Annotated in this window: 18 protein-coding genes; 13 read left to right on the top strand and 5 right to left on the bottom strand. The window is 29.6% G+C overall.

Features of this window, described 5'->3' with window-relative positions:
- Positions 1 to 91 precede the first annotated feature (91 nt).
- Positions 92 to 1597: a histidine ammonia-lyase gene (gene hutH, locus CX675_RS07980; protein ID WP_130734699.1), complete on the bottom strand. Its 1506-nt coding sequence runs from the start codon at positions 1595 to 1597 to the stop codon at positions 92 to 94.
- Between the two features lie 386 nt (positions 1598 to 1983).
- Here hutH and thrA point away from each other — a divergent pair, with 386 nt between their 5' ends.
- The 6 genes from thrA (at position 1984) to CX675_RS07950 (ending at position 10928) form a co-directional block, all read left to right on the top strand.
- A complete protein-coding gene (gene thrA / locus CX675_RS07975; RefSeq protein ID WP_130734698.1) occupies positions 1984 to 4431 on the top strand; it encodes a bifunctional aspartate kinase/homoserine dehydrogenase I in 2448 nt (815 codons plus the stop codon).
- 10 nt (positions 4432 to 4441) lie between these two features.
- Positions 4442 to 5359, top strand: a complete 918-nt coding sequence (locus CX675_RS07970; protein ID WP_130734697.1) for a homoserine kinase — start codon at positions 4442 to 4444, stop codon at positions 5357 to 5359.
- A 25-nt stretch (positions 5360 to 5384) separates the two neighbouring features.
- Positions 5385 to 6671, top strand: coding sequence for a threonine synthase (thrC, locus tag CX675_RS07965; protein ID WP_130734696.1), 1287 nt, complete (start codon positions 5385 to 5387; stop codon positions 6669 to 6671).
- A 134-nt stretch (positions 6672 to 6805) separates the two neighbouring features.
- Positions 6806 to 7663, top strand: coding sequence for a L,D-transpeptidase (locus tag CX675_RS07960; RefSeq protein WP_130734695.1), 858 nt, complete (start codon positions 6806 to 6808; stop codon positions 7661 to 7663).
- A 123-nt stretch (positions 7664 to 7786) separates the two neighbouring features.
- Positions 7787 to 8869, top strand: coding sequence for a glycine cleavage system aminomethyltransferase GcvT (gcvT, locus tag CX675_RS07955; RefSeq protein ID WP_130734709.1), 1083 nt, complete (start codon positions 7787 to 7789; stop codon positions 8867 to 8869).
- Positions 8870 to 8876: 7 nt separating this feature from the next.
- The gene (locus CX675_RS07950; RefSeq protein WP_130734694.1) at positions 8877 to 10928 is read left to right on the top strand and encodes a S41 family peptidase; all 2052 of its coding nucleotides are present in this window, start codon (positions 8877 to 8879) and stop codon (positions 10926 to 10928) included.
- A gap of 18 nt (positions 10929 to 10946) precedes the next feature.
- Here the strand turns inward: CX675_RS07950 and CX675_RS07945 are convergent, their stop codons facing one another.
- Positions 10947 to 11339, bottom strand: coding sequence for a response regulator (locus tag CX675_RS07945; RefSeq protein WP_130734693.1), 393 nt, complete (start codon positions 11337 to 11339; stop codon positions 10947 to 10949).
- Positions 11336 to 14176: a PAS domain S-box protein gene (locus CX675_RS07940; RefSeq protein WP_130734692.1), complete on the bottom strand. Its 2841-nt coding sequence runs from the start codon at positions 14174 to 14176 to the stop codon at positions 11336 to 11338. The genes CX675_RS07945 and CX675_RS07940 overlap by 4 nt, the downstream gene beginning before the upstream one ends.
- 200 nt (positions 14177 to 14376) lie before the next feature.
- On the opposite strand from CX675_RS07940, the gene CX675_RS07935 reads away from it, so the two are divergent.
- The 4 genes from CX675_RS07935 to CX675_RS07920 all read left to right on the top strand — a co-directional run bounded on the left by CX675_RS07935 (position 14377) and on the right by CX675_RS07920 (position 17554).
- Positions 14377 to 15096, top strand: coding sequence for a YebC/PmpR family DNA-binding transcriptional regulator (locus tag CX675_RS07935; protein ID WP_130734691.1), 720 nt, complete (start codon positions 14377 to 14379; stop codon positions 15094 to 15096).
- 135 nt (positions 15097 to 15231) lie between these two features.
- Positions 15232 to 15885 carry a TetR family transcriptional regulator C-terminal domain-containing protein gene (locus CX675_RS07930; protein ID WP_130734690.1) on the top strand — a complete coding sequence of 218 codons (654 nt, stop codon included), beginning with the start codon at positions 15232 to 15234 and terminating at the stop codon, positions 15883 to 15885.
- A 42-nt stretch (positions 15886 to 15927) separates the two neighbouring features.
- Entirely contained in the window at positions 15928 to 17238 is a 1311-nt protein-coding gene (locus CX675_RS07925) for an AarF/ABC1/UbiB kinase family protein (RefSeq protein ID WP_130734689.1), read from the top strand.
- 37 nt (positions 17239 to 17275) lie between these two features.
- Entirely contained in the window at positions 17276 to 17554 is a 279-nt protein-coding gene (locus CX675_RS07920; protein WP_130734688.1) for a TIGR03643 family protein, read from the top strand.
- Positions 17555 to 17563: 9 nt separating this feature from the next.
- On the opposite strand, the gene CX675_RS07915 is transcribed toward CX675_RS07920, so the two are convergent.
- Together CX675_RS07915 and CX675_RS07910 are read right to left on the bottom strand one after the other, a co-directional pair.
- Positions 17564 to 18136, bottom strand: a complete 573-nt coding sequence (locus tag CX675_RS07915) for a dual specificity protein phosphatase family protein (RefSeq protein WP_130734687.1) — start codon at positions 18134 to 18136, stop codon at positions 17564 to 17566.
- Between the two features lie 24 nt (positions 18137 to 18160).
- The gene (locus tag CX675_RS07910) at positions 18161 to 20101 is read right to left on the bottom strand and encodes an LTA synthase family protein (RefSeq protein ID WP_130734686.1); all 1941 of its coding nucleotides are present in this window, start codon (positions 20099 to 20101) and stop codon (positions 18161 to 18163) included.
- A 341-nt stretch (positions 20102 to 20442) separates the two neighbouring features.
- Here CX675_RS07910 and CX675_RS07905 point away from each other — a divergent pair, with 341 nt between their 5' ends.
- The 3 genes from CX675_RS07905 to CX675_RS07895 all read left to right on the top strand — a co-directional run bounded on the left by CX675_RS07905 (position 20443) and on the right by CX675_RS07895 (position 23631).
- Complete coding sequence (locus CX675_RS07905; RefSeq protein ID WP_130734685.1) at positions 20443 to 22218, top strand: long-chain fatty acid--CoA ligase; 1776 nt, start codon at positions 20443 to 20445, stop codon at positions 22216 to 22218.
- A gap of 104 nt (positions 22219 to 22322) precedes the next feature.
- Positions 22323 to 23090 (top strand): DUF4382 domain-containing protein, encoded by a 768-nt coding sequence (locus tag CX675_RS07900; protein WP_130734684.1) that lies wholly within the window; start codon positions 22323 to 22325, stop codon positions 23088 to 23090.
- A gap of 82 nt (positions 23091 to 23172) precedes the next feature.
- Positions 23173 to 23631 (top strand): MarR family winged helix-turn-helix transcriptional regulator, encoded by a 459-nt coding sequence (locus tag CX675_RS07895; RefSeq protein ID WP_130734683.1) that lies wholly within the window; start codon positions 23173 to 23175, stop codon positions 23629 to 23631.
- Positions 23632 to 23634 lie beyond the last annotated feature (3 nt).

Here is a 23634-nt window from a genome sequence, read left to right as displayed (position 1 = left end):
AAACCAGTGAAGCTAGCTTCACTGGTTTTAATTAATTTATTGTAAAACTTGTCAATCTATTTTAGGACGACTCATATTTATATTTTATGCTTTACATTACTTCCTCCTCTACCTGAAAACTTTGTAAAAAAGCAATAGTTTTTTCTATATCATAATGTAAAATTCTATCTTCACTTACAAAAGAAACTTCTTCTCTGTATGATTTTAAAAACATTTCTATAAAATTGCTTGATTTTAAAGGTCTTCTAAACTCTATTGCCTGAGATGCATTTAATAATTCAATTGCTAAAATACGCTCTAAATTTTCTAAAATACGTAATGTTTTTGTCGCTGCATTGGCTCCCATACTTACATGATCTTCCTGACCATTACTTGATACAATACTATCAATACTCGCTGGTGTTGCTAATTGTTTGTTTTGACTTACAATACTGGCTGCGGTGTATTGTGGAATCATAAACCCAGAATTTAAACCAGGATCACTTACTAAGAATGCTGGCAACTCTCTCAATCCAGAAATTAATTGATAGGTTCTTCTTTCTGATATGTTTCCAATTTCTGCCAAAGCAATTCCTAGAAAATCCAATGCTAGTGCTAAAGGTTGTCCATGAAAATTACCTCCTGAAATAATCATATCTTCACTCGCAAATATATTGGGATTATCAGTAACTGAATTAATTTCTGTACGAAAAACCCTTTTTACATAATCTAATGCATCTTTGCTCGCACCATGAACTTGAGGAATACACCTAAAAGAATAAGGATCTTGAACATGTTTCTTTTCTTGAGCAATAATTTCACTTCCATCTAATATTTCTCTAATACGTTCAGCTGTTTGCACTTGTCCTTTGTGTGGACGAACCAAATGAATTAAATCTGTAAAAGGCTCTATTCTACCATCAAAACCTTCCAAAGAAATAGCACCAATAAGATCGGCTAAATAAGACAACTTACACGATTTAATTAAAATATAAACCCCGTATGCACTCATAAATTGAGTTCCGTTTAACAAGGCTAACCCTTCTTTGGATTGCAATAATATTGAACTCCAATTCATTTTCTCCAAAACTTTATATGCTGGTTGTCTAAATCCATCATAATACACTTCTCCTTCGCCTATTAAAGGCAACGATAAATGAGCTAAAGGAGCTAAGTCTCCACTTGCTCCTAAAGAACCTTGGCTATAGATTACTGGTAATATATCGTGATTATAAAAATCTATTAAGCGTTCTACTGTTTCTAATTGCACTCCAGAATGACCATAACTTAAAGATTGTATTTTTAATAATAACATTATTTTTACAATCTCTTGAGGAACTTCTTCTCCTGTTCCACAAGCATGAGATTTTACTAAATTTTCTTGTAACTTAGATAAATTCTCATTTGAAATCTTAACATTACACAAAGAACCAAAACCAGTATTTATACCATAAATTGGATTTTCATTTGATTTTAATTTATCATCTAAATACATTCTGCATTTTACAATATTAGCTCTGGCTTCTTCAGACAATTCTAATTTCATGTCTTGTAAAACTATGTTTTCTATTTGATTAATTGAAAGTAAATCAGAACTTATATAATGTATTGTTTCCATTTTTCGATTTTAAAAGTTCAAAATTCTGCAAACAAATGTTAAAAAGCAACATTTTTAACTACTATTTTATTATCATATTGATAATCATTGGGTACCAAATTTATTAAAATCATTTTTTCAAGTTTTTTAAATAGACTAAAATAAAGTTTTCGCAAAAATGTGTCTTTCGTTTTTCAGCCCAAAAAATATATTCTATATTTGAACTATGTTACATAACAAAAACACATATTCAACTTCCTATTCAACTGGCATTTTTTCGGTTGGCATTTTTGTTATGACAACAATCATTACCCCGTTCGGGGTATAATCAATTACATATAATCCCATATTATATATTTTTCATTCGAAAAATAAAACTTTAAGTATTTCCATTTAAGTAAACAATCATGAATGTATTAAAATTTGGTGGTACATCTGTTGCCAATGACCAAAACATAAAAAAAGTAATTGAAATAATTTCTAAAAAAGCTCAAAAAGGCAAATTAGCAGTTGTAGTATCAGCATTTAGTGGCGTAACCGATCTATTACTTTTAGCTTCAAAAACAGCGGCTACAAAAGACCTTAATTATAAAAATATACAACAACAAATTCAAGAGAAACATTATGAAGTAGTTGAAAACCTCATCGAAGCAACTAAAAAACAAGAAGTAATTACATTGTTAAATACCGAATTTAATCAACTACAAACCTTATTAGATGGCTGTTTTTTATTAGGTGAATTAACTCCTAAAACATTAGACCGAATTTTAAGTTTTGGAGAATTATTATCTTCTCAAATTATTGCAGTTGCTGTTCAAAAGGAAATTCTTTTAACTGCATTTAAGGATAGCCGAGATATCATTAAAACAAATGCCAATTTTGGTAAAGCAACTGTAGATTTTAAAATTACAAATGAATTGATTTCAACTTTTTTTAAGTCTAAAGAAACAAATATTACTGTTTTTCCAGGATTTATTGCATCTTCAATTAATGGAAATACAACAACTCTAGGAAGAGGTGGTTCAGATTATACTGCAGCTTTACTAGCAGCAGCTTTACATGCCGCTACTTTAGAAATTTGGACTGATGTTAATGGAATGTATACCGCTAATCCAAAAATTGTAAAACAAGCACAACCTATAGCTACTATAACCTATCAGGAAGCTATGGAATTGTCTCATTTTGGAGCCAAAGTATTATATCCTCCAACTATCCAACCTGTTTTAGATTTAAACATTCCTATTTGGATTAAAAATACTTTTGAACCAGATGCTTTAGGTACCTATATTTCAAATCAATCCAAATCAAATGGAAATCCTATAAAAGGAATTTCCCATATAGAATCTATTGCGTTAATAACAGTAGAAGGGTCTGGCATGATAGGGGTTTCTGGCTCATCTAAACGCTTGTTTGAAACACTTTCTAATCATAATGTTAATGTTATTTTTATTACTCAAGCCTCTTCAGAACACTCCATTTGCATTGGTATACAAAATCAGGATGCACAATTAGCTAAACTAGCCATTGACACTACTTTTGAAATAGAAATTGCACAACATAAAATTGAGGCTTGTATCGTAGAAGAAGATTTATGTATTGTTGCTCTAGTAGGAGAAAACATGAAAAACCATCAAGGCTTAAGTGGTAAAATGTTTAGTACTTTAGGAAAAAACAATGTAAATATTCGCGCAATTGCACAAGGAGCTTCTGAAAGAAATATCTCAGTGGTTATCGCAAAAAAAGATGTTAGAAAAGCTTTAAACACCTTACACGAACGCTTCTTTGAAGACAATACGAAACAGTTGAATCTTTTCGTAATGGGTGTGGGTAATGTAGGTGAAAAATTTATCGATCAAATATACCAACAAAAGAAGTTTTTAAAAGAAAATTTAAAACTAAACGTTCGTGTTATCGCTTTGTCAAATTCTAGAAAGATGTATTTTGATTCGGAAGGAATTGCATTAAAAGAATGGAAAACGTGTTTAAATGAAGGTGAAAATGCTAACATTACTTCTTTTATTACTCAAGTAAAAGCACTAAATTATAGAAACAGTATTTTTGTTGATATTACGGCTAACAGTGAGGTAGCAACTATTTATGGCCAATTTTTGAAAGAAAATATTGCTGTGGTAACTTGTAATAAAATTGCCGCTTCCTCTGAATATGAAAATTATAAACTTTTAAAAAATTTATCGCGTAAATATAATGCTCCTTTTCTTTTTGAAACCAATGTAGGCGCAGGTTTACCAATAATTGACACCTTAAAACATCTCATTGCTTCTGGAGATAAAGTACATAAAATTCAAGCCGTTTTATCGGGAAGTTTAAACTTTATTTTTAATAATTTTAGTGAAAATTACTCCTTTCATGATGTAGTTAAAGAAGCTGGAGTACAAGGCTTTACAGAACCTGATCCTAAAATTGATTTAAGTGGAATTGACGTGGCTCGAAAAATCGTTATCTTGATTAGAGAAAGTGGATATAAAATGGAAATTGAGGATATTAAAAATAATTCTTTTCTTCCAGAAGAATGCATGAATACAACAACTAACGAGGCTTTCTTTGCTTCTTTAATTAAGTATAATGCTCATTTTGAAAATTTATTGGTACAAGCCAAAGAAAAAAACAGCCGACTTAAATTTGTCGCTTCATTTGAAAACGGAAAAGCTAGCGTAGGGTTAGAATTTATACCTGTTGAAAGCCCTTTTTATAATTTAGAAGGGAAAGATAATATTGTTCAATTTTATACCGATCGTTATGTAGACCAACCTCTTTTAATTAAGGGTGCTGGAGCTGGAGCAGCAGTAACCGCTTCTGGAATATTTGCAGATGTCATTCGAATTGGTAACGTTTAAAAATGGACTTATGGAAGTACGTATATTTTGCCCAGCAACTATAGCTAACTTAAATTGTGGGTTTGATGTAATGGGTTTGTGTTTGGAAAACATTGGTGATGAAATGATTTTTCGAAAAATTACTACAAAAGGGATACAAATTACGAATATAACAGGGGCTGATTTACCTTATGAAGTGTCTAAAAATGTTGCTGGTGTTGCAGCTTTAGCTGTAATTGAAAACAGAGATATTGATTTTGGTATAGCTATAGAAATTCACAAAAAAATAAAAGCAGGAAGCGGCATTGGAAGTTCGTCTGCCAGTGCAGCGGGAGCTGCTTTTGGTGTAAATGAATTAATTGGAAGACCTTTTTCTAAAAAAGAGTTGATACATTTTGCGATGAAAGGGGAAGCTTTAGCTAGTGGTAGCGAACATGCAGATAATGTAGCTCCTTGTTTACTAGGTGGTTTTACCCTTGTAAGAGGTTACAACCCTCTAGATGTAATTAAAATAACTAGTCCAGAGAAAATCTATGCGGTAGTTTTACATCCACACATAGAAGTAAAAACAGCTGATGCAAGAGCGGTTTTAGAGCCCACTATTCCGTTTCAAAAAGCAATTACACAATGGGGAAATTTAGGCGGTTTAATTGCGGGGTTATACACAGAAGATTATTCATTAATTGGACGTTCATTACAAGATGTAGTAGTCGAACCTTTTAGAAAACATTTAATTCCACATTTTGACAAAGTAAAAGAGATAGTTTTACAAGAAGGAGCTCTAGGTTGTGGTATTTCTGGTGCAGGCCCTTCTATTTTCGCAATATGTGAAGGCAAACAAATAGCCGAAACAGTCGCAGTTGCAATGAAAAACGAATACTCTAAAACGAAAATAACTTTTGATGTTTACCTCTCAAGAGTGAATGATAAAGGGGTTACACTATTATAAATCAAACAAGCAATATATATTTACCATGCAATACTATAGTCTAAATAATAAAAAACATTCTGTTTCATTTGAAGAAGCCGTAATTAACGGTTTAGCTCCTGACAGAGGTCTATATTTCCCTAATAACATTCCTAAATTAGACCCTTACTTTTTTGAAACCATTGAGAGTTTATCTAATGAAGAAATTGCTTTCCAAGTAATGCAACCTTACATTGGAAATGAAATTCCTGAAAATGAATTAAAAAAAATCATATCAGAAACCTTATTTTTTGATTTCCCATTAATAGAAGTAGAAAAAAACGTATTTTCCTTAGAATTATTTCATGGCCCCACCATGGCTTTTAAAGATGTAGGCGCCCGATTTATGTCACGTTGCTTAGGCTATTTCAATAAAGACAAGGATACTCAAAACACTGTTTTAGTAGCCACCTCTGGTGATACAGGAGGAGCCGTTGCGAGTGGTTTCTTAGGAGTAAAAGGAGTCAATGTAGTTATCCTCTACCCTTCCAAAAAAGTAAGCGATATTCAAGAAAGACAGCTTACTACATTAGGTCAAAATATAATAGCTTTAGAAGTTGATGGTGTTTTCGATGATTGTCAGGATATGGTAAAAAAGGCCTTTTTAGACAACGATTTAAAACATAAAAATTTAACCTCAGCTAATTCTATTAATATTGCACGTTGGTTACCCCAAATGTTTTACTTCTTTTTTGCTTATAAAGAATTAAAGAAATACAACAAACCTATTCTATCTTCTTGTCCAAGTGGCAATTTTGGAAATATTTGTGCAGGCATTTTAGCTAAAAAAATGGGATTACCTATTACTCATTTCATTGCCACAACGAATGCAAACGATACAGTTCCAAGATTCTTAGAAAATGGCATTTACGATCCCAAACCATCTGTTGCTACTATTTCAAATGCAATGGACGTGGGAAATCCTAGTAATTTTGTTAGAATCCAAGAAATGTATGCCAATGATCTAAAAGAATTTGAAAAAGATTTTTCATCCTATTCTTATTCAGATGAAGAAACAAAAAAAATAATGCAAACTATTTATTCTAGTTCAAATTATATAGCAGAACCACATGGAGCTGTAGGTTATTTAGGTTTAAAAAGAGAATTAGAGTTTCAGGAAGAAAGTGTTGGGTTCTTTTTAGAAACCGCACATCCAATCAAATTTTTAGACATTGTTGAGCCTGTTTTATCAATAAATTTAGAAGTACCTGAACAAATAAAAAGTGTATTAAACAAAGAAAAGCAAAGTACTAAAATTAAAACGTATCAAGAATTAAAAGACTATCTAATGTAATTTTTGAAATTCTGATAATTCTATAAATTTTACACAAAATAATATAAGAACCAAAGCCAGTATTTTTTTCAATTTTACAACATCAAAAAAAATTGCTTTCAAAACTATGAAAGTAAGTTGTAAACAAATAAATTATGAAACGAATTACTGGCTTAATACTACTAACATTCTTTTTATTATTATCCTGCAATAGAGAAAATAATGAACAACCCATGCTAAAAAGAGCATTACCAGAAAGAATTGAACCTAAAAATTTTACCTATTCTTATATTAGTTCAAAAGAAATACATTTTGACTCACTGTCTTCTAAAGAACAAGATATTATCTTAGCTGTAAATAGAATGGATAAAATACACCTTAAAAAAGCAGATTCGATTTTATTACCTACCGACTTATCTGGTGACTTGGAATTTTATATGCCTTATCCTTTCGAAGTAAAAGCTTTAGATTCCATAAAAAAAATCATCTTTTTTTCTTATCCAACAGAAACTTTTGCTACATATGAATATGGTATTTTAACCCATGTAGGGCCTACTAATATGGGTAAAGAAACAGCACTCACTCCTACTGGTTTATTTTTTACTAACTGGAAAGCAGAAGAAACTACTAGTACTGTAAATGACGAATGGTTATTAAAATGGAACTTCAATGTAGCAAATAATTTAGGTGTTGGTTTTCATCAATATGAATTACCAGGTTACCCAGCTTCTCATTCTTGCATGCGTTTGCTTGAAAAGGATGCCAAGATGCTTTATGATTTTGCAGACCAATGGGTTTTGGAAAATAACGATGTTGTAAAAATTAAAGGCACACCAGTTATCATATTTGGAAAGTATGATTTTAAAGCACAAAAACCTTGGTTAGCTTTGAAAAGTAATCCAAAATTACTTGCTTTCTCCGAAGAAGATATTGAAAAAGAAATTACACCCCATTTAAACGAAATTAAAAAAGAAGAAAAAATAAGAGATGAGTATAACGCCCAAAAAGGCTAAAAAGTTGCTAAAGAAAAAGAAAAATTAAGGTACTCATTTTTAAAATGTCTGATAAATAATATGTTTATCAGGCATTTTTATATCAAGTTATTTTAATTAATTTAGCACCACAAAATTTAAATGATGAAAAACACAGCTTTATCCCACATTCACGAAAATTTAGGAGCAAAAATGGTACCTTTTGCAGGATTTAATATGCCTGTACAATATGAAGGTGTAAATATTGAACACGAAACCGTTAGAAATGGTGTAGGCGTTTTTGATGTTTCTCACATGGGTGAATTCTTATTAACTGGTAAAAATGCACTAGCATTAATACAAAAAGTAACATCCAATGATGCATCAGTTCTAGAAATTGGAAGAGCACAATATTCTTGTTTACCAAATAATGAAGGTGGAATTGTAGATGATTTAATTGTATATAGAATCAAAGAAGAACAATACTTACTAGTAGTTAATGCATCAAATATAGAAAAAGATTGGGAATGGATTTCTGCTCATAATGATTTAGATGTAGAAATAAGAAATATTTCTGATGATTACTCTTTATTAGCAATTCAAGGTCCAAAAGCTGTTGAGGCAATGCAAGTATTAAGTTCAATTGATTTAGCTGCTATTAAATATTATCATTTTGAAGTAGCTGATTTTGCAGGTTTTGAACATGTTATCATTTCTGCAACAGGATATACAGGTTCTGGAGGTTTTGAAATTTATTGTAAAAACGACCAAGTGGAACAAATTTGGAACAAAGTATTTGAAGCAGGTGCATCCTTTGGTATAAAACCAATTGGTTTAGCCGCAAGAGATACCTTACGCTTAGAAATGGGATTCTGTTTATATGGTAACGACATCAATGATACCACTTCTCCATTAGAAGCTGGTTTAGGATGGATTACCAAATTTACTAAAGAGTTTACCAATTCCGAAAATCTAAAAAAACAAAAAGAAGAAGGCGTTACTCGCAAATTAGTTGCATTTGAAATGGTTGAAAGAGGTATTCCAAGACATGATTATGAAATTGCAGACGCTAGTGGAAATATTATAGGTGTTGTAACTTCTGGAACTCAGTCTCCATCTCTAGGTATCGCTATTGGTTTAGGTTATGTTCCTACAACTCTAACTACGGTTGACTCCGAAATTTTTATCCGTATTAGAAATAAAGATGTAAAAGCGAAAGTGGTAAAACTCCCTTTCTACAAGAAATAAATTATTGATGAAAATAACGTTATCTATTTTTCTGTTCTTTTTGAATTTTATTTTTTCTCAAAGTAGAACAGAAAATTGTGTAACAATTTTTAGAATTAATGCGCTCATACAAGACTATCATTATCAACCTAAACAGGTAAATGATAGTCTTTCTTTATATGTTTTTAATGCTATAATTGAAAAATTAGACAGAGAAAGAAATATTTTCTTGCAATCAGAATATGAAAGGTTATCAAAACACAAGTATAAAATTGATAATTATATTCTAAATCAAAACTGTTCCTTTCTAGGTGATTTTGAAACGTACTATAAAAAAGGATTAGAACGAAAACTAAAAGTGATTCAACTTTTAGAAAATGAAAATTTCTCTTTAAATACTAATGATACACTTTACTTTACTAAAAGCGAAAATAGTTTTTATAAAGATGAAAAAGGAATTAAACATATTTTAAAAAAACTCATTGTATATGAGAGTTTAAGAAATATAGCTTTAATTAGTAAAAATTCTGACTCTTTAAAAGATCATTTTAACGAACTTTCTGCTATTGAAAAAGCCAAAACTTTTGATACTTTTAAATGTAAAATTCAAAATCTTTTAAGAGATAAAACTTCTTTTCAAGAGGAAATAAAAAGTATCTTCTTTAGATCATTTTGTAATTATTTTGATCCCCATACAGATTACTTTTCTTACGATGACAAATCAAATTTTTTATCTAGTGTAAATGCAACAAATAGTTCTTTAGGCATCCTTTTCGATGCAAATGAGAATGATGAAGTTTTTGTTAGCGAAATTATTCCTGGAAGTGCTGCATCTGAAAATGAAAAAATTGAATCTGGTGACCAAGTCATTAAGATTAGGTATAAAGATGAAGAGCATACCGTGAGTTGTAGTTCAATAGAACAAATTTCAAACTTTATTGCATCTGATTACTACAATCAATTGGAAGTTACTTTTAGAAAAAAAAATGGAGAAATTTACAGTGCATTACTTGAGAAAAAAGTTATGAAATCATTAGAAAACACAACTTATAGCTATGTATTAAATACTGAAAACAACTATGGCTATATTAAAATACCAAGTTTTTACTCATCCGATTATGGTTCTAATAATTTATCTAATGACGTTGCTAAGGAAGTGATTAAATTAAAGCAAGATAACATTAAAGGACTTATTCTCGATTTACAATTTAATGGTGGTGGTAATGTAGATGAAGCTATAAAATTAGCGGGCATGTTTATCGACAGTGGTCCAATTGCTATAGCTGTTGACAATCAAAAAAATCAAACCGTTTTAAAAGATTATAATAGAGGCGTTCTTTTTAATGAGCCAATTATTATTTTAGTAAATGGTTTTTCGGCTTCAGCCAGCGAACTATTTGCTAATGCATTACAAGACTATAAGAGGGCTATTATACTGGGTAATTCTTCCTATGGCAAAGCTACTATGCAAAGTATTGTTCCTTTACAAGATTCAAACATAAATAAAGATTTTGTGAATCTAACCATTCAAAAATTTTATAGAATTACTGGAAAAAGCCATCAAGCAAAAGGTATAATTCCAGACATTGAAATTCCTAATTTATTTGAACAAATTGTTCCAAAAGAAAAAGAATTTAAAACGGTACTTCAAAATGATGAAATTGAAACCAAAGCTCGGTATAGACCCTATAATAACGATTTTAGTTTTGCTATACTTTCAAGTAAAAACAGAATAAAAAATAACACCTATTTTAATGAAATTATAGCTATAAATAAAGATATTGAAAACTATATCAATACCAAAAAAGAAAAAATAGTATTATTAAATTTTAATGGCGTAGTGAATGATGTGAACGAAACCAATTCTATTTTTAATAAAGTGAGCCTCTTATCAAAAGAGAAATTTAGTTTTTCTATCCATAAAAACAAGTATGATCTTGATAATTTTGTTGTGGATAGTTATTTTGATAAAATCTCAAAAAAACAAGAAGAAGAAATTCAATCTAGTGCTATTATAGCAGAAGCAATTACAATTTTAGATACCATAATTAAAGAAAAAAAATGGCAACAGAAGAAATAATAACTCTATTTTAAAAAGTTACATAGCAATCTGTAATAAATCTTCAAAAGTAATGGGTTTGGTTAAATATCCTTTTATATTCGGATTACTATCAAATTTCATTTTATCTTCATGAGCAATGGAAGAACTAGACATAAAAATCTTTATATTTTTTTCTTCTATTTTCTTTGTTAAAGTTTCTATTTCAGACATAAATTCCCAACCATCCATTAAAGGCATTTCTATATCTAAAAGAATAATATCTGGCAATCTGGTTTTTAAATCCAAATCATTTTTTAATGCAATAGAAGCTTCTTCCCCATTTGCAAAAGTTTTTACAGTATCAAATAAATTTGTTTTTGCTATTAACTTTTGAATGACAAACTTAAAAATAGAATCATCATCAATTATCCATATTGATTTTTTACTCATAAAATATAGACTTTAAATGTTGTTCCTACATTTGGTTCACTTTCAACTGTAATTTTTCCACCCATAGCTTCTACTTGATTTTTAGTAATAAATAGTCCTATACCTCTTGAATCACTGTTATTACTAAAAGTTTTGTACATCCCAAATATTTTATCTCTATTTTTTTCTAAATTGATACCCATACCATTATCAGAAATTTCTAGAACATGATATTCTTTCTCTTTATAATATTTTATAGTTATGATTGCTTTTCTTTCTTTATGACTATACCGTATTCCATTAGAAATTATATTATATAAAATACTCTCCATATACGCTGGATTGTAATCTATTTCAATTGCAGGAGATACTTCATTAATTATAGTTACTTCATTGTCTTTTATATTAGTTGATAATATCGTAAGCGTATCTTCTATGTAATTCACTAAATTAATTTTCTCAATAGATAAAGAAACATTAGTTTGAATGTTAACCACCTCATTCAAGTTTGTCATGGTTTCATTTAGAGAATCTGACACTGATTTTAACAATCCTAACATTTCTTCTCTTTCATTTTGATCGTTGGTAGTTTCTATCAAACCGATTAAAGAAGTTATATTACTCGCATGTGATCTTAAATTATGGGAAACAATATATGAAAAATTTAAAAGACGTTTATTTTGTTCTGAAACTAAATTAAAAGAATTATTTAAATCTTTCTCAATTTCTTTGGTTTTAGTGATATTAATCATAATTCCTCTTAAACTAACCGCCTTGTTTTTATGTGTTACCACATTAATAATATCTCTTAACCAAACTACAGAACCATCTTTAGTAATCATACGGTATTCAAAATCATGGTCTAAATTATTATTCGTTTTATCGGCACAAAGCGTAATTACATCTTCTCTATCTTCATGATAAATATGGTCTTTCCAGAAATTTTTGTCTGACAACCATTCTTCGGGTGTATATCCTAAGATGTTTTCAACTTTTTTACTGATAAAGGTAAATTCAAAAGTAGTTGCATCACATTCCCATACAATACCATCAATTGTATTTATTAAAGATTCTATGCGTTGCTGCGAACTTAAAATAATTTTTTCGTTTAACTTTCTGTCTGTAATATCTTCATTAGAAACTATTATTCTACTTAACGAGTCTTCGTAACCCCTAATTACATTCCATCTCAAATCAATATTTCGTAATTCTCCTTTGGCATTTTTAATTATAGTATCTAAAATGAATTGTCTCTTTCCTTGCGTTATAGCTATCAGTTGATTTTTAAAATCTTCAAATGCTCGCTTGTTAAACAAAGTAGTCTTGTTCTCCAAAAGTTCTTGCTTTGAATGGACTTTATATAAATTCAAACAGGCTTGGTTTACATTATTTAATCTAATAAAAGAATACGCTTCTTCTACTTTGTCTCTATTTTCTTCAAAAAAAGTATTTACATAATCATACTCTTTTCCAAGCAAATTAATTCTTTCGAGATAGAGTTTAACTTTTGAGAAATCTTCTTCTCTTAGTGGTAAAGGAGAATCGTCAAAAAGACTTTTAAAATGATTCTCACTCTTAGTTATCAATTCCTCCGTTTCTTTTTTTAATGTAATATCATCAACAATTGAAATTAAAGTAAACTCGTTGGAATTATTGCTTATCAATAAAGGAGCAACAGTTAGATTTACCCAAATGATTTTACCTTCTTTAGTATAATACCTTTTCTCCATGGAGTATTGTTGAATAACACCGCTTTTTATTTTCTTTAATAAACCTAAATCTCGATCTAAATCATCTGGATGTGTTATGGATTGAAAATTTCTAGTTTTCATTTCAGCTTCTGTATAGCCTAAAAGCCTACAAAATTCTTCATTAATTTCTATAAAATTACCTGTTGCTGTATCGATATTAGCAATTCCAATAGCCGCTTGTTCGAAAATGGTTTTAAACTTCATTTCGCTACTCACTAATTTATTAGCTTGTTCATGTACCAATTGTTGCAACTGTTCTGGTTTTTTTAGCAATAAAATAATAAAGAAGGTAAATGTTAAGGCTAATAGAAATCCTAAAAAAACATTAAATACGAATTTATTTAATAATGAACTTGCTTTTTTATCAATTACATATAAATTCCAATCGCCATCTGGTATAAAACTACTTACATAGTTGTCTTTTTTAAACTGTACCGTTTGAGGCAAAAAAAAGACTTCTTCAAAGGTAGTTGCATTTATTTTAGAAAGCTGAAAACTGAAATTTTTACTATTAATAGCATTGATACCTGAAGTTTCTAACAACCTATCCATTTTTATAATTACAGCTGAAAAACCCCAGAATTTATTCTTTAAATAAACAGGCAATCTCCCTACAATTCCTTGCCCACCTTGCTTCAACTCAAAGGGTCCAGCAAAATACATTTTTTGAGTTTGAATCGACTTTAATGCTTCTTCCTTTAACAATTTAGAATTCAAAATATCTAATCCAGTTGCTTCTTCATTTCCAGCTAAAGGATAAGTATATTTAATAACCCCATTGGGTACCATTTGAACGGCATTAATACTACTATTTGATTCTAGTAATTTTCTTCCAATAATATCAAAATCTTGAGGTATTCCTTCATTATCAATAGTTAATGCTAATGTAAGTGTTGTAGTATAACAATTTTTGAGCGTTTGATCAATATTTTGAGTAATCGCATTTAATGTAGTAGTCATTTCTACTCTCCTATTTTCTTTGTCTATTTTATATTGTTGAAAAGCAATATAAGTAAAGACTATAAACAGACTTATAAATACGATTAAACCAGAAGCTCTGGGCCTCTTAAAAAACCAATTGATTAAATTGTATATATTTTTTAGCATTCCATTTTGTTTTACATAGATTCTTCTAGTAATACCATAAAATTATTTAAAAAAAATGGATTATTTGCATTTTATCTTCCCTTTACCCCTTTTTAAAAAACTAAATTTATTTAATCATTTACAATTCAGCTTTATTCTTACACTAATTTTGATATTGATTGTAAAAAAATTATTTTTGTTGCGATTAAAACAATTTAGAAATGGGAAGAGCATTCGAATTTAGAAAAGCACGTAAAATGAAACGTTGGTCAGCAATGGCTAAAACGTTTACCAGAATTGGTAAAGATATTGTAATCGCAGTAAAAGAAGGTGGTCCAAATCCTGAATCTAACGCAAGATTAAGAGCCGTTATACAAAATGCTAAGGCTGCAAACATGCCAAAAGACAATGTAGAAAGGGCAATTAAAAAAGCATCTGATAAAGACACAGCAAATTATAAAGAAGTTTTGTTTGAAGGTTATGCTCCTCACGGTATAGCTATTCTTATTGAAACGGCTACAGATAACAATAACAGAACTGTAGCTAACATTAGAAGCTATTTTAATAAATGTAATGGAACAATGGGAACACAAGGTTCTGTAGAATTTATGTTTGATCATACTTGTAATTTTAGAATTCCAGCTGAAGGTCAAGATGTAGAAGAATTAGAATTAGAAATGATAGATTTTGGAGTAGAAGAAATCTTTGCAGATGAAGATGGTATTGTTATGTACGCTCCGTTTGAAAGTTTTGGTGCCATTCAAAAAGAATTAGAAAATAGAGGCTTAGAAATTTTATCTTCAGGGTTTGAACGTATTCCACAAGTTACAAAAGAACTGACACCAGAGCAAGTTGCTGATGTAGAAAAATTATTAGAAAAAATAGAAGAAGATGACGATGTAATGAATGTATATCACACCATGCAGGAAACAATGGAATAAAATATTTAAAAAAAATGACTCTGAGTTGAACTCAGAGTTTTTTTTATAATCGAGCTAAATTTTATACTTTGTTTAACTTAATTAAATCAATAATTAAACAAGAAATAAGTATCTTTGAAGTAAAATAATTTGGCTATGGCAAAGAAAACAAAACTCTCCTCAGATTATATCCTTACTGAATATTCTAACTATGTTGTAACGGAAGGCAAAAAACCTAACTCTATTTTTCATTTTTGCCAACATCTAAAAATTGAAGAAAAAGATTTTTATTCTTTTTTTACCAATTTTGAACAAATTGAAGCACATATTTTTACCTCACTTTTTGGAAATACTTTGCGTCTCTTGGAAAATAATGAAGACTATCAACATTATGATGCTAAAACAAAATTATTAAGTTTTTATTATACTTTTTTCGAACATTTAACCGCTAATAGAAGCTGTATCGTATATCTTTTACAAGAAGAAAAAAACCATTTAAAAAGCTTAAAGAAACTAAGTTTATTAAGAAGTGATTTTAAAAACTTTATTGCAACTTTGGGTATTGAACCTATAAAAATTCCACAAGAAACTATTGAAAAAATCCAACATAAAAGTATTGCTGAATTTGCTTGGGTACAATTCTTAATGACATTAAAGTTTTGGTTGGATGATAGCTCACCTACTTTTGAAAAAACAGATATTTTCATAGAAAAATCAGTACACGCGAGTTTCGATTTAATCGATTTAACTCCAGTAAAAAACATTATCGATTTCGGTAAATTTCTTTGGAAAGAAAAAATACAACTTTAAAATACTAAAAATGTAGGTGCAACCTAATTAAAACTTACCTATATGAAATCTCTAGATAGTATTCCTACTTCTAAAATACAACGCGCTTCTAAACTACTTCAAACGGGCGCTAAAGTAGGTGTAAATTATTTAAAATATTATGGTGATAAATTAACCAAAACAGAAGAAGAAGCTAAAGAAAACTTAAATCTTTCAAACGCTGAAGACATTTATGATGGATTAAAAGAAATGAAAGGAAGTGCTTTAAAAGTTGCCCAAATGTTGAGTATGGAAAAAAGCATTTTACCTAGTGCTTACGTTGAAAAATTTTCACTTTCACAATTCTCTGTTCCTCCTCTATCGGCACCACTAGTACTTAAAACATTCAAAAAATATTTTGGTAAAAACCCCAATGAAATTTTTGATTCTTTCAATTTAGAATCTATAAATGCCGCAAGTATTGGTCAGGTACATCAAGCCGAATTGAAAGGAAAAAAGTTAGCTGTAAAAATTCAATATCCTGGTATAGCATCTAGTATTTCTTCCGACTTAGCCTTGGTAAAACCCATAGCTATTAAAATGTTTAATATTAAGGGAAAAGATTCTGATAAATATTTTAAAGAAGTGGAACAAAAATTAATTGAAGAGACTGATTATATCAATGAAATAAAACAAAGTAAAGAAATTGCACAAGCTTGCCAGCATTTGCCCAATCTTTTATTTCCAGTATATTATGAAGACTATTCTTCTGAACGTATTATTACTATGGATTGGATGACCGGCAAACATTTATCTGAATTTACAGCCTCAAATACAAACCAAGAGGTCGCAAACAAAATAGGGCAATCATTGTGGGATTTTTATATGTACCAAATTCATGTTTTGAAAAAAGTACATGCTGATCCACATCCAGGAAATTTTTTAGTTTCTGAAAATGATAAGCTCATTGTGCTCGATTTTGGATGCATGAAAGAAATTCCTAATGATTTTTACATTCCCTATTTTGAATTAGCCAAAAAGAAAAACATTGATAATCCAATAATTTTTAAGGAAAAACTGTATGAGTTAGAAATTCTAAAGCCCGAAGATACCGCTTTTGAGATTGACTTTTTTACTAATTTATTTCACGAAATGTTAAGTTTATTTACGCAACCTTTTCACCAAAACACTTTTGATTTTTCTGACAAAACTTTTTTTGGAAAAATTGCCGATTTGGGAGAGCGATATTCTAAAAGTACCGAGCTAAGAAATATGAATGGCAACAGAGGCTCTAAACATTTTATATATATTAATAGAACCTTTTTTGGTTTATACCATTTAATGCATGATATTCAAGCCAATAATATTATTATTAACCATTTTAATACTTTTTAAAGGAAAACAAATCATAGTATAAGCAACAAATGATATTATGTCTATATCTCTTACCACAGAACAAATAGATCGCATAATTGAAATGGCTTGGGAAGATAGAACTCCTTTTGAAGCCATCCGTTTTCAGTTTGGTATCTCTGAAATGGAAACAAAAGAACTTATGCGAGACCAATTACAATATTCGAGTTATAAACTTTGGAGAAAAAGAGTGACAAACAGGAAAACCAAACATCAAAAATTACGCAATTTTTCTGAGGATCGTTTTAAATGTAAACAGCAAAGACAGATTAGTAATAATAAAATTTCTAAAAGATAAAAATGATATTTATTTCAAACTATCTTTTCTACTTATATAATTAAATAAATAGTCTCCTTTAGGTTTTCCTAAATCAAATGAACTAAATTTTGTTAGAAAACGAGTACTTTGTCTGGCTTCATTTGGATTCATTCCTTCATATTCTATTCTATAAATAGCAGAATACATTTCTGCTCTACCCACACCATGATAACAATGAATTAAAACTGGATAATTATCTGGGTTATCCATAATTTCAAAAAACATTTTTAAATTATGCTCTTTAGGAACTTGGTCTGAGCCATTGTTAAAATAATTGATCCCATCTAACTTAGCAATCGCTTCTTTTTCAGCAGTTAACTCTTCTGGAACTTCAGGATTATTAATATCGTCTCCTGTTCCTGGAAAACGTAAATCTACTACACTTTTAATATGGTATTTTTTAATATATTCTGGTAGTTCATCTGGTGGAATAACTCCACTTTTATATACTTTACCATCAGTAATTGTTTCAAAATTATGATTGATATTCATATCATAATAATATTTTCCACCAAAAATAGCGGCTACAACAATTACTACAATGATTATTTTCTTTTTCATATCTATTTTAGAAATCTATTTAAATTAAGGAATTGTGGTTAATTTTTTATCAATTATTTTATCAAAATAATCCTGAATAAAAGCTTTACATTGGATTTCCAAATTATTCATCTTTTCGTTTCTGTTTCCAATTAAGTTATGTTTTAACTTTCTATCTTCAATATCGTAAAAACCTATCGCTTTGGTTCCATCAAACAAACAAATATAATCATCTTTCATAAAATAATAATTGTTCGAATTATAATTAATCAGATAAGGTGCTATATCATTTTCTTTGGTTACCAAACTCCTACCCCAACTTCTAAATGGTTTATCGTATCCTATCATATCCATTACAGTTGGAAATATATCCATATGCTGCGCGATTTGATTGCTCTTTCCTACTAAATCGCTATTGGGCTTATAAATTAAAATAGGCACAGCTAATCGATTCATAATATCATCATAAAAATTTTCATAATAATGCACTTGATTACAATGGTCTGCGGTAATTATAAAAATAGTGTTGGCAAACCAAGGTTCTTTTTTAGCGGCTTCAAAAAATTGTTTAAATGCATAATCTGTATATCCTACACATTGATGCATTGGAATAGCTCCTTTTGGAAATTTTCCATCATACTTTTCAGGAATTACATAAGGTTCGTGAGAAGTAACCGTAAAAACCGTACTAAAAAAGGGAGTTTGTTTTTTACTAATAACTGTATTCATATATTGTAAAAAAGGTTCGTCCCAAATTCCCCAAGAACCATCAAAATCAGCATCATTATTATACTCTGTTTTACCATAATAATGGTCAAAACCTAAAATATTTCCATATCCTAAAAACCCCATAGAACCATTTGGTGCACCATGAAAAAAAGAAGTATCATATCCTTCATTTTTCAAACATGAAACCATAGATTCTATTTTCTGTCTTGCAAAAGCAGAAGAAGTAAAAGCATCTTTAAAAGAAGGTATACCAGAAATAATTGACGACATCCCATGTATCGATTTGTAACCATTCGCGTAGGCATTAGTATAAATCATACTGTGTTGTGCAAGGGAATCCAAAAAAGGAGTATAGCTTACATAATCTTTTATAGCAACTCCTTCGTTAAAAGCACCACAATACTCTCTTCCCATACTTTCTGTAATAATTAAAACAATATTTGGTTTTGAAGGAGCATTTGCAGAATAAAACTTAATGGGTTTAAAGTTCTTTTCTACTATTTCCTGTGGAATACTAAAGTTTTGTTTTTTAAATGACTTTACTCGTATTGTTCTTAAAAAAGTAAAAGGTGAATTAAGCACTAAATCAGCTTGTTGAATCTTATTTACATGTCTGTTTGCATCCACTAAATTTATAGGTCTTGTACTTTTTTTGAAATCTCCTCTAATACCACCAACACATAAAGTCGCCACTACTATAAGTCCAATTACAGATTTTATTATATACTGCAACCTAGAGCCTACTCTTTCAATATGATTAATTTTAACTTTTTTATATAGGAAAACCCAAAGAGCTGCCACAACTATAAAAAGTAAAAAAACATGCCAATACGTTATCAAGAATCTCAAAAACATACTTCCTTTTGATTCTTCATGTTTTATAATATCCCATGCTGCTAAAGTTAATCTAGAGAAGTTGTATTTATAATAAATAAAATCAATAAAATTTAAGGCATAAAAAGTTAAATTAGTAACAAAGTAAAACCAAAATAAAAATTTTTGATAACTCGCTCTCGTATTAATAAAAAGTGGTAAAATGGAAAGCAATATGAAAAGCCCATTAATATATAAAATGGCTGTGGTATCAAAAGCTATTCCATGGTAGGCTAATTTTAAAAATTCGAGAACACCATCTACTTCAACTACCTGAGCATTATAAAAATAAAACAAAACTCTAGCTATAAAATAAAAGAAATAAACGAGTAAAATGCGGTATAATAAGACTTTATATTCTCCTAATCTAAAAAATGATTTCATTAATTTCTGAATAATTTGGCTACAAAAATACAAATAACAATTAAGGAATACATCGATTTTAACGTTGCGTTAGATTTTACTTAAACTTTTTTAATATAAAATATCTATTATGTATTACTATTTAATCGTTTTTGATAAAAAAAAAGGATATAAAATTAAATTTTAGTCAGTTTTTAGATTTTTTTTCAATGAATTCTTTTTCTAAAAATGAATAAACAAATTACTATGCATGCATAATATATTAATTATCAAATAATTAATTAACATATTTAACATATTCATAAATAATTGGTTAATTAATAATAATTTTATAATTTGCATACTATTAAAAATGTAAATTTATGTCTACCGTTACCCGTTTGTTTGATTTTCCTTATCACCAATTGGAAAAATACAATTTATCTGATGCTTTAGTGACAAAATATGGAAATGACTGGATAAAAACCCCTACTAAAGAATACTTAGAAAAAGCAAATACAATTTCAAGAGCCTTACTGAGATTAGGGGTTCAAAAAAATGATAAAATTGCTATAATTTCTTCAAATAATAGAACCGAATGGCATATTTGTGATATAGGTGTTTTACAAATAGGTGCTCAAAATGTTCCTATTTACCCTACTATTTCATCAGAAGATTATGAATATATATTAAATCATTCTGGCTCTTCTTATTGTTTTGTTTCTGACCAAGAAGTTTTTGACAAATTAAATGCAATAAAAAACAATGTTCCTTCATTAAAAGAAATTTACGCTTTCAATGAGGTTTCTGGATGCAAAAATTGGACTGAATTATTAGATTTAGGAAAAGACGAATCAAATCAAGATGTAGTTGAAGATAGAAAAAACAGTGTCGTAACAACCGATTTGGCTACTATTATTTATACTTCTGGAACAACTGGTCGCCCAAAAGGTGTAATGCTTTCACATCAAAACATTGTGTCAGATGTTTTATTAAGTTCTCCTAGAGTACCACTAGATTCTGGAAATGTTGTTGCTTTAAGCTTCTTACCCATATGTCATATTTTTGAACGAATGCTTTTATATTTATATCAATATCATGGCATTTCAGTTTATTTTGCTGAAAGCATAGATAAAATGAGTGACAATTTAAAAGAAGTTAAACCGCATGTTATGACAGTTGTTCCTAGACTTCTTGAAAAAGTTTATGATAAAATTTATACAAAAGGTGCCGAACTAACTGGAATTAAAAAGAAATTATTTTTCTGGGCATTAGACTTAGGAATGGAATATCAACCTTATGGTCAAAATGGGTTTTGGTATGAATTCAAATTAAAAATAGCTCGAAAACTAATTTTTTCAAAATGGCAAGAAGGCTTAGGTGGTCGATTAGAATTATTAGTTTGTGGAAGTGCTGCGTTACAAACAAGACTATCAAAAGTTTTCTGTGCCGCAAATATACCAGTAATGGAAGGTTATGGATTAACAGAGACTTCTCCTGTAATTTCTGTAAATGACATGAGAAACCGAGGTTTTAAAATTGGAACAGTAGGTAAAGTTTTAGACGGTGTTGAAGTTAAAATAGCAGAAGACGGAGAAATTTTATGCAAAGGTCCAAATGTAATGATTGGCTATTATAAAGATAAAGAAAAAACAAAAGAAGTTTTAGAAAATGGCTATTTCCACACAGGAGATATCGGTGAAGTTGATCATGAAGGCTTCTTAAAAATTACTGATCGTAAAAAAGAAATGTTTAAAACTTCTGGTGGTAAATATGTAGCTCCTCAAATTTTAGAAAATGCCTTTAAACAATCTCGTTTTATTGAACAAATTATGGTTATTGGAGAAGGAGAAAAAATGCCGGCTGCTTTCATTCAACCTAATTTTGAATTTGTAAAAGATTGGGCAAACAGAAAAAACATCAACATTGGTTCGACTAATGAAGAAATAGTTACCAATGAAAATGTAATCCAACGATTCCAAGAAGAAATTGATCACGCTAATGAAAAATTTGGGAATTGGGAAAAAGTAAAACGTTTTGAATTAACTCCAGATGTATGGTCTACCGATAGCGGACACCTAACACCTACCATGAAGTTAAAAAGAAAGATTATCATTGAAAAATATAAAGATTTGTACCAAAAAATATATGGTAACTAAAAAACATAAGGTTACAATCATATAATTTTTTTAAAAAATAGTGTAAGAGCTAAATAAGTTGATTTACTGAACTTTGCCATATTAACACATAAAAACAATATGCAATGAAAAAGTTATTTCTATTATTAGCAACAACATCACTATTTTTAGTATCATGTAATGATGATGATTCAAACGCTGATGCACAATCTTACAGTTATAATGTAAGAATGACCGATGCACCAGCACCATATGATGCAGTTTATGTTGATGTTCAAGGTGTAGAAGTTATTGCTGCTGATGGAGCACGATTTACTCTAGATACAGAGTCACAAGTATACAACTTATTAGATTTATCTAATGGAGTAAATGTCGAAATTGCATCAGATGAAATTGAAACACCAAATGTAAGTCAGGTAAGATTGATTTTAGGTTCTGATAATTCAGTAGTGGTTGATGGACAAACCTATCCATTGAGTACACCAAGTGCACAACAATCTGGATTAAAAATTTTGGTTAACCAACAGTTGATAGCAAATGTTCAAAACACCTTATTAATCGATTTTGATGCGCATCAATCTATTGTGGAAGAAGGGAACGGAAGTTATTCTTTAAAACCAGTACTTAGAATGGTTGAATCAGATGTTCAAGGCATAATTACTGGTTCATTATCTATCACTGGATTGAATGCTACCATAACAGCAGAATCATCAACAGGAGTAGAATACACAACCGTTGCAAATGATAATGGTGCTTTTCAATTGTCAGGATTAAATGCCGGTACATATACCGTAACTATTACACCAGAATTACCTCTTTTGCCTGAAATAATTACCAATGTTCAAGTTGTAGCAGGAACTGAAACCGAACTAGGAGTAGTTACAATGGAATAGTTTAAAAAAATATATAAAAATAATTTAAAAAATACTATGCATGCATAGTATTTTTTTTTATATTTGCTAAAACGATTTCGGAATGCAAGATAAAACAATCGATTATATTCTAAGATATACATGGCAAGCAGTTGCAAGAATGTATAATGAAGAAGCATCAAAATACGGTGCCACAATGGCAACAGGATTTGCCTTGTTGAGCATCGATAAAGAAAAAGGAACACCATCAACTATGTTAGGTCCAAGAATGGGTATGGAAGCAACAAGCTTAACCCGTACTTTAAAATCAATGGAAGAAAAAGGACTTATAACCCGTAAAAAAAATCCAACTGATGGTAGAGGGGTTATTATAGAACTTACAAAAGAAGGTCAGGAAAAAAGAGAACTCTCCAAAAAAACCGTATTAAAATTTAACGAAACCATAAAAGAACATGTTTCTGAAGAGAAACTGATTCATTTTATGCAAGTGGCTGAAGTTATTAATGAATTAATAGCTGATAAAAAGATTTATTCAGAAGAAGAATTTGAAAACAAATTATAACCA

It is taken from the genome of Flavobacterium sp. J27 (assembly GCF_004303025.1).
Classification (GTDB): Bacteria; Bacteroidota; Bacteroidia; order Flavobacteriales; family Flavobacteriaceae; genus Flavobacterium.
This window is presented reverse-complemented; position numbering and strand designations above follow the sequence as displayed.

Excerpts from the sequence above, each read along its gene's own strand:
- CX675_RS07905 (WP_130734685.1), top strand. The coding sequence starts at position 20,443 with ATGTCTACCGTTACCCGTTTGTTTGATTTTCCTTATCACCAATTGGAA.
- thrA (WP_130734698.1), top strand. The coding sequence starts at position 1,984 with ATGAATGTATTAAAATTTGGTGGTACATCTGTTGCCAATGACCAAAAC.
- CX675_RS07900 (WP_130734684.1), top strand. The coding sequence starts at position 22,323 with ATGAAAAAGTTATTTCTATTATTAGCAACAACATCACTATTTTTAGTA.
- CX675_RS07915 (WP_130734687.1), bottom strand. The coding sequence starts at position 18,136 with ATGAAAAAGAAAATAATCATTGTAGTAATTGTTGTAGCCGCTATTTTT.
- CX675_RS07925 (WP_130734689.1), top strand. The coding sequence starts at position 15,928 with ATGAAATCTCTAGATAGTATTCCTACTTCTAAAATACAACGCGCTTCT.
- hutH (WP_130734699.1), bottom strand. The coding sequence starts at position 1,597 with ATGGAAACAATACATTATATAAGTTCTGATTTACTTTCAATTAATCAA.
- gcvT (WP_130734709.1), top strand. The coding sequence starts at position 7,787 with ATGAAAAACACAGCTTTATCCCACATTCACGAAAATTTAGGAGCAAAA.
- CX675_RS07910 (WP_130734686.1), bottom strand. The coding sequence starts at position 20,101 with ATGAAATCATTTTTTAGATTAGGAGAATATAAAGTCTTATTATACCGC.
- CX675_RS07935 (WP_130734691.1), top strand. The coding sequence starts at position 14,377 with ATGGGAAGAGCATTCGAATTTAGAAAAGCACGTAAAATGAAACGTTGG.
- CX675_RS07970 (WP_130734697.1), top strand. The coding sequence starts at position 4,442 with ATGGAAGTACGTATATTTTGCCCAGCAACTATAGCTAACTTAAATTGT.
- CX675_RS07950 (WP_130734694.1), top strand. The coding sequence starts at position 8,877 with ATGAAAATAACGTTATCTATTTTTCTGTTCTTTTTGAATTTTATTTTT.
- CX675_RS07895 (WP_130734683.1), top strand. The coding sequence starts at position 23,173 with ATGCAAGATAAAACAATCGATTATATTCTAAGATATACATGGCAAGCA.
- CX675_RS07945 (WP_130734693.1), bottom strand. The coding sequence starts at position 11,339 with ATGAGTAAAAAATCAATATGGATAATTGATGATGATTCTATTTTTAAG.
- CX675_RS07920 (WP_130734688.1), top strand. The coding sequence starts at position 17,276 with ATGTCTATATCTCTTACCACAGAACAAATAGATCGCATAATTGAAATG.
- CX675_RS07930 (WP_130734690.1), top strand. The coding sequence starts at position 15,232 with ATGGCAAAGAAAACAAAACTCTCCTCAGATTATATCCTTACTGAATAT.
- CX675_RS07960 (WP_130734695.1), top strand. The coding sequence starts at position 6,806 with ATGAAACGAATTACTGGCTTAATACTACTAACATTCTTTTTATTATTA.
- CX675_RS07940 (WP_130734692.1), bottom strand. The coding sequence starts at position 14,176 with ATGCTAAAAAATATATACAATTTAATCAATTGGTTTTTTAAGAGGCCC.
- thrC (WP_130734696.1), top strand. The coding sequence starts at position 5,385 with ATGCAATACTATAGTCTAAATAATAAAAAACATTCTGTTTCATTTGAA.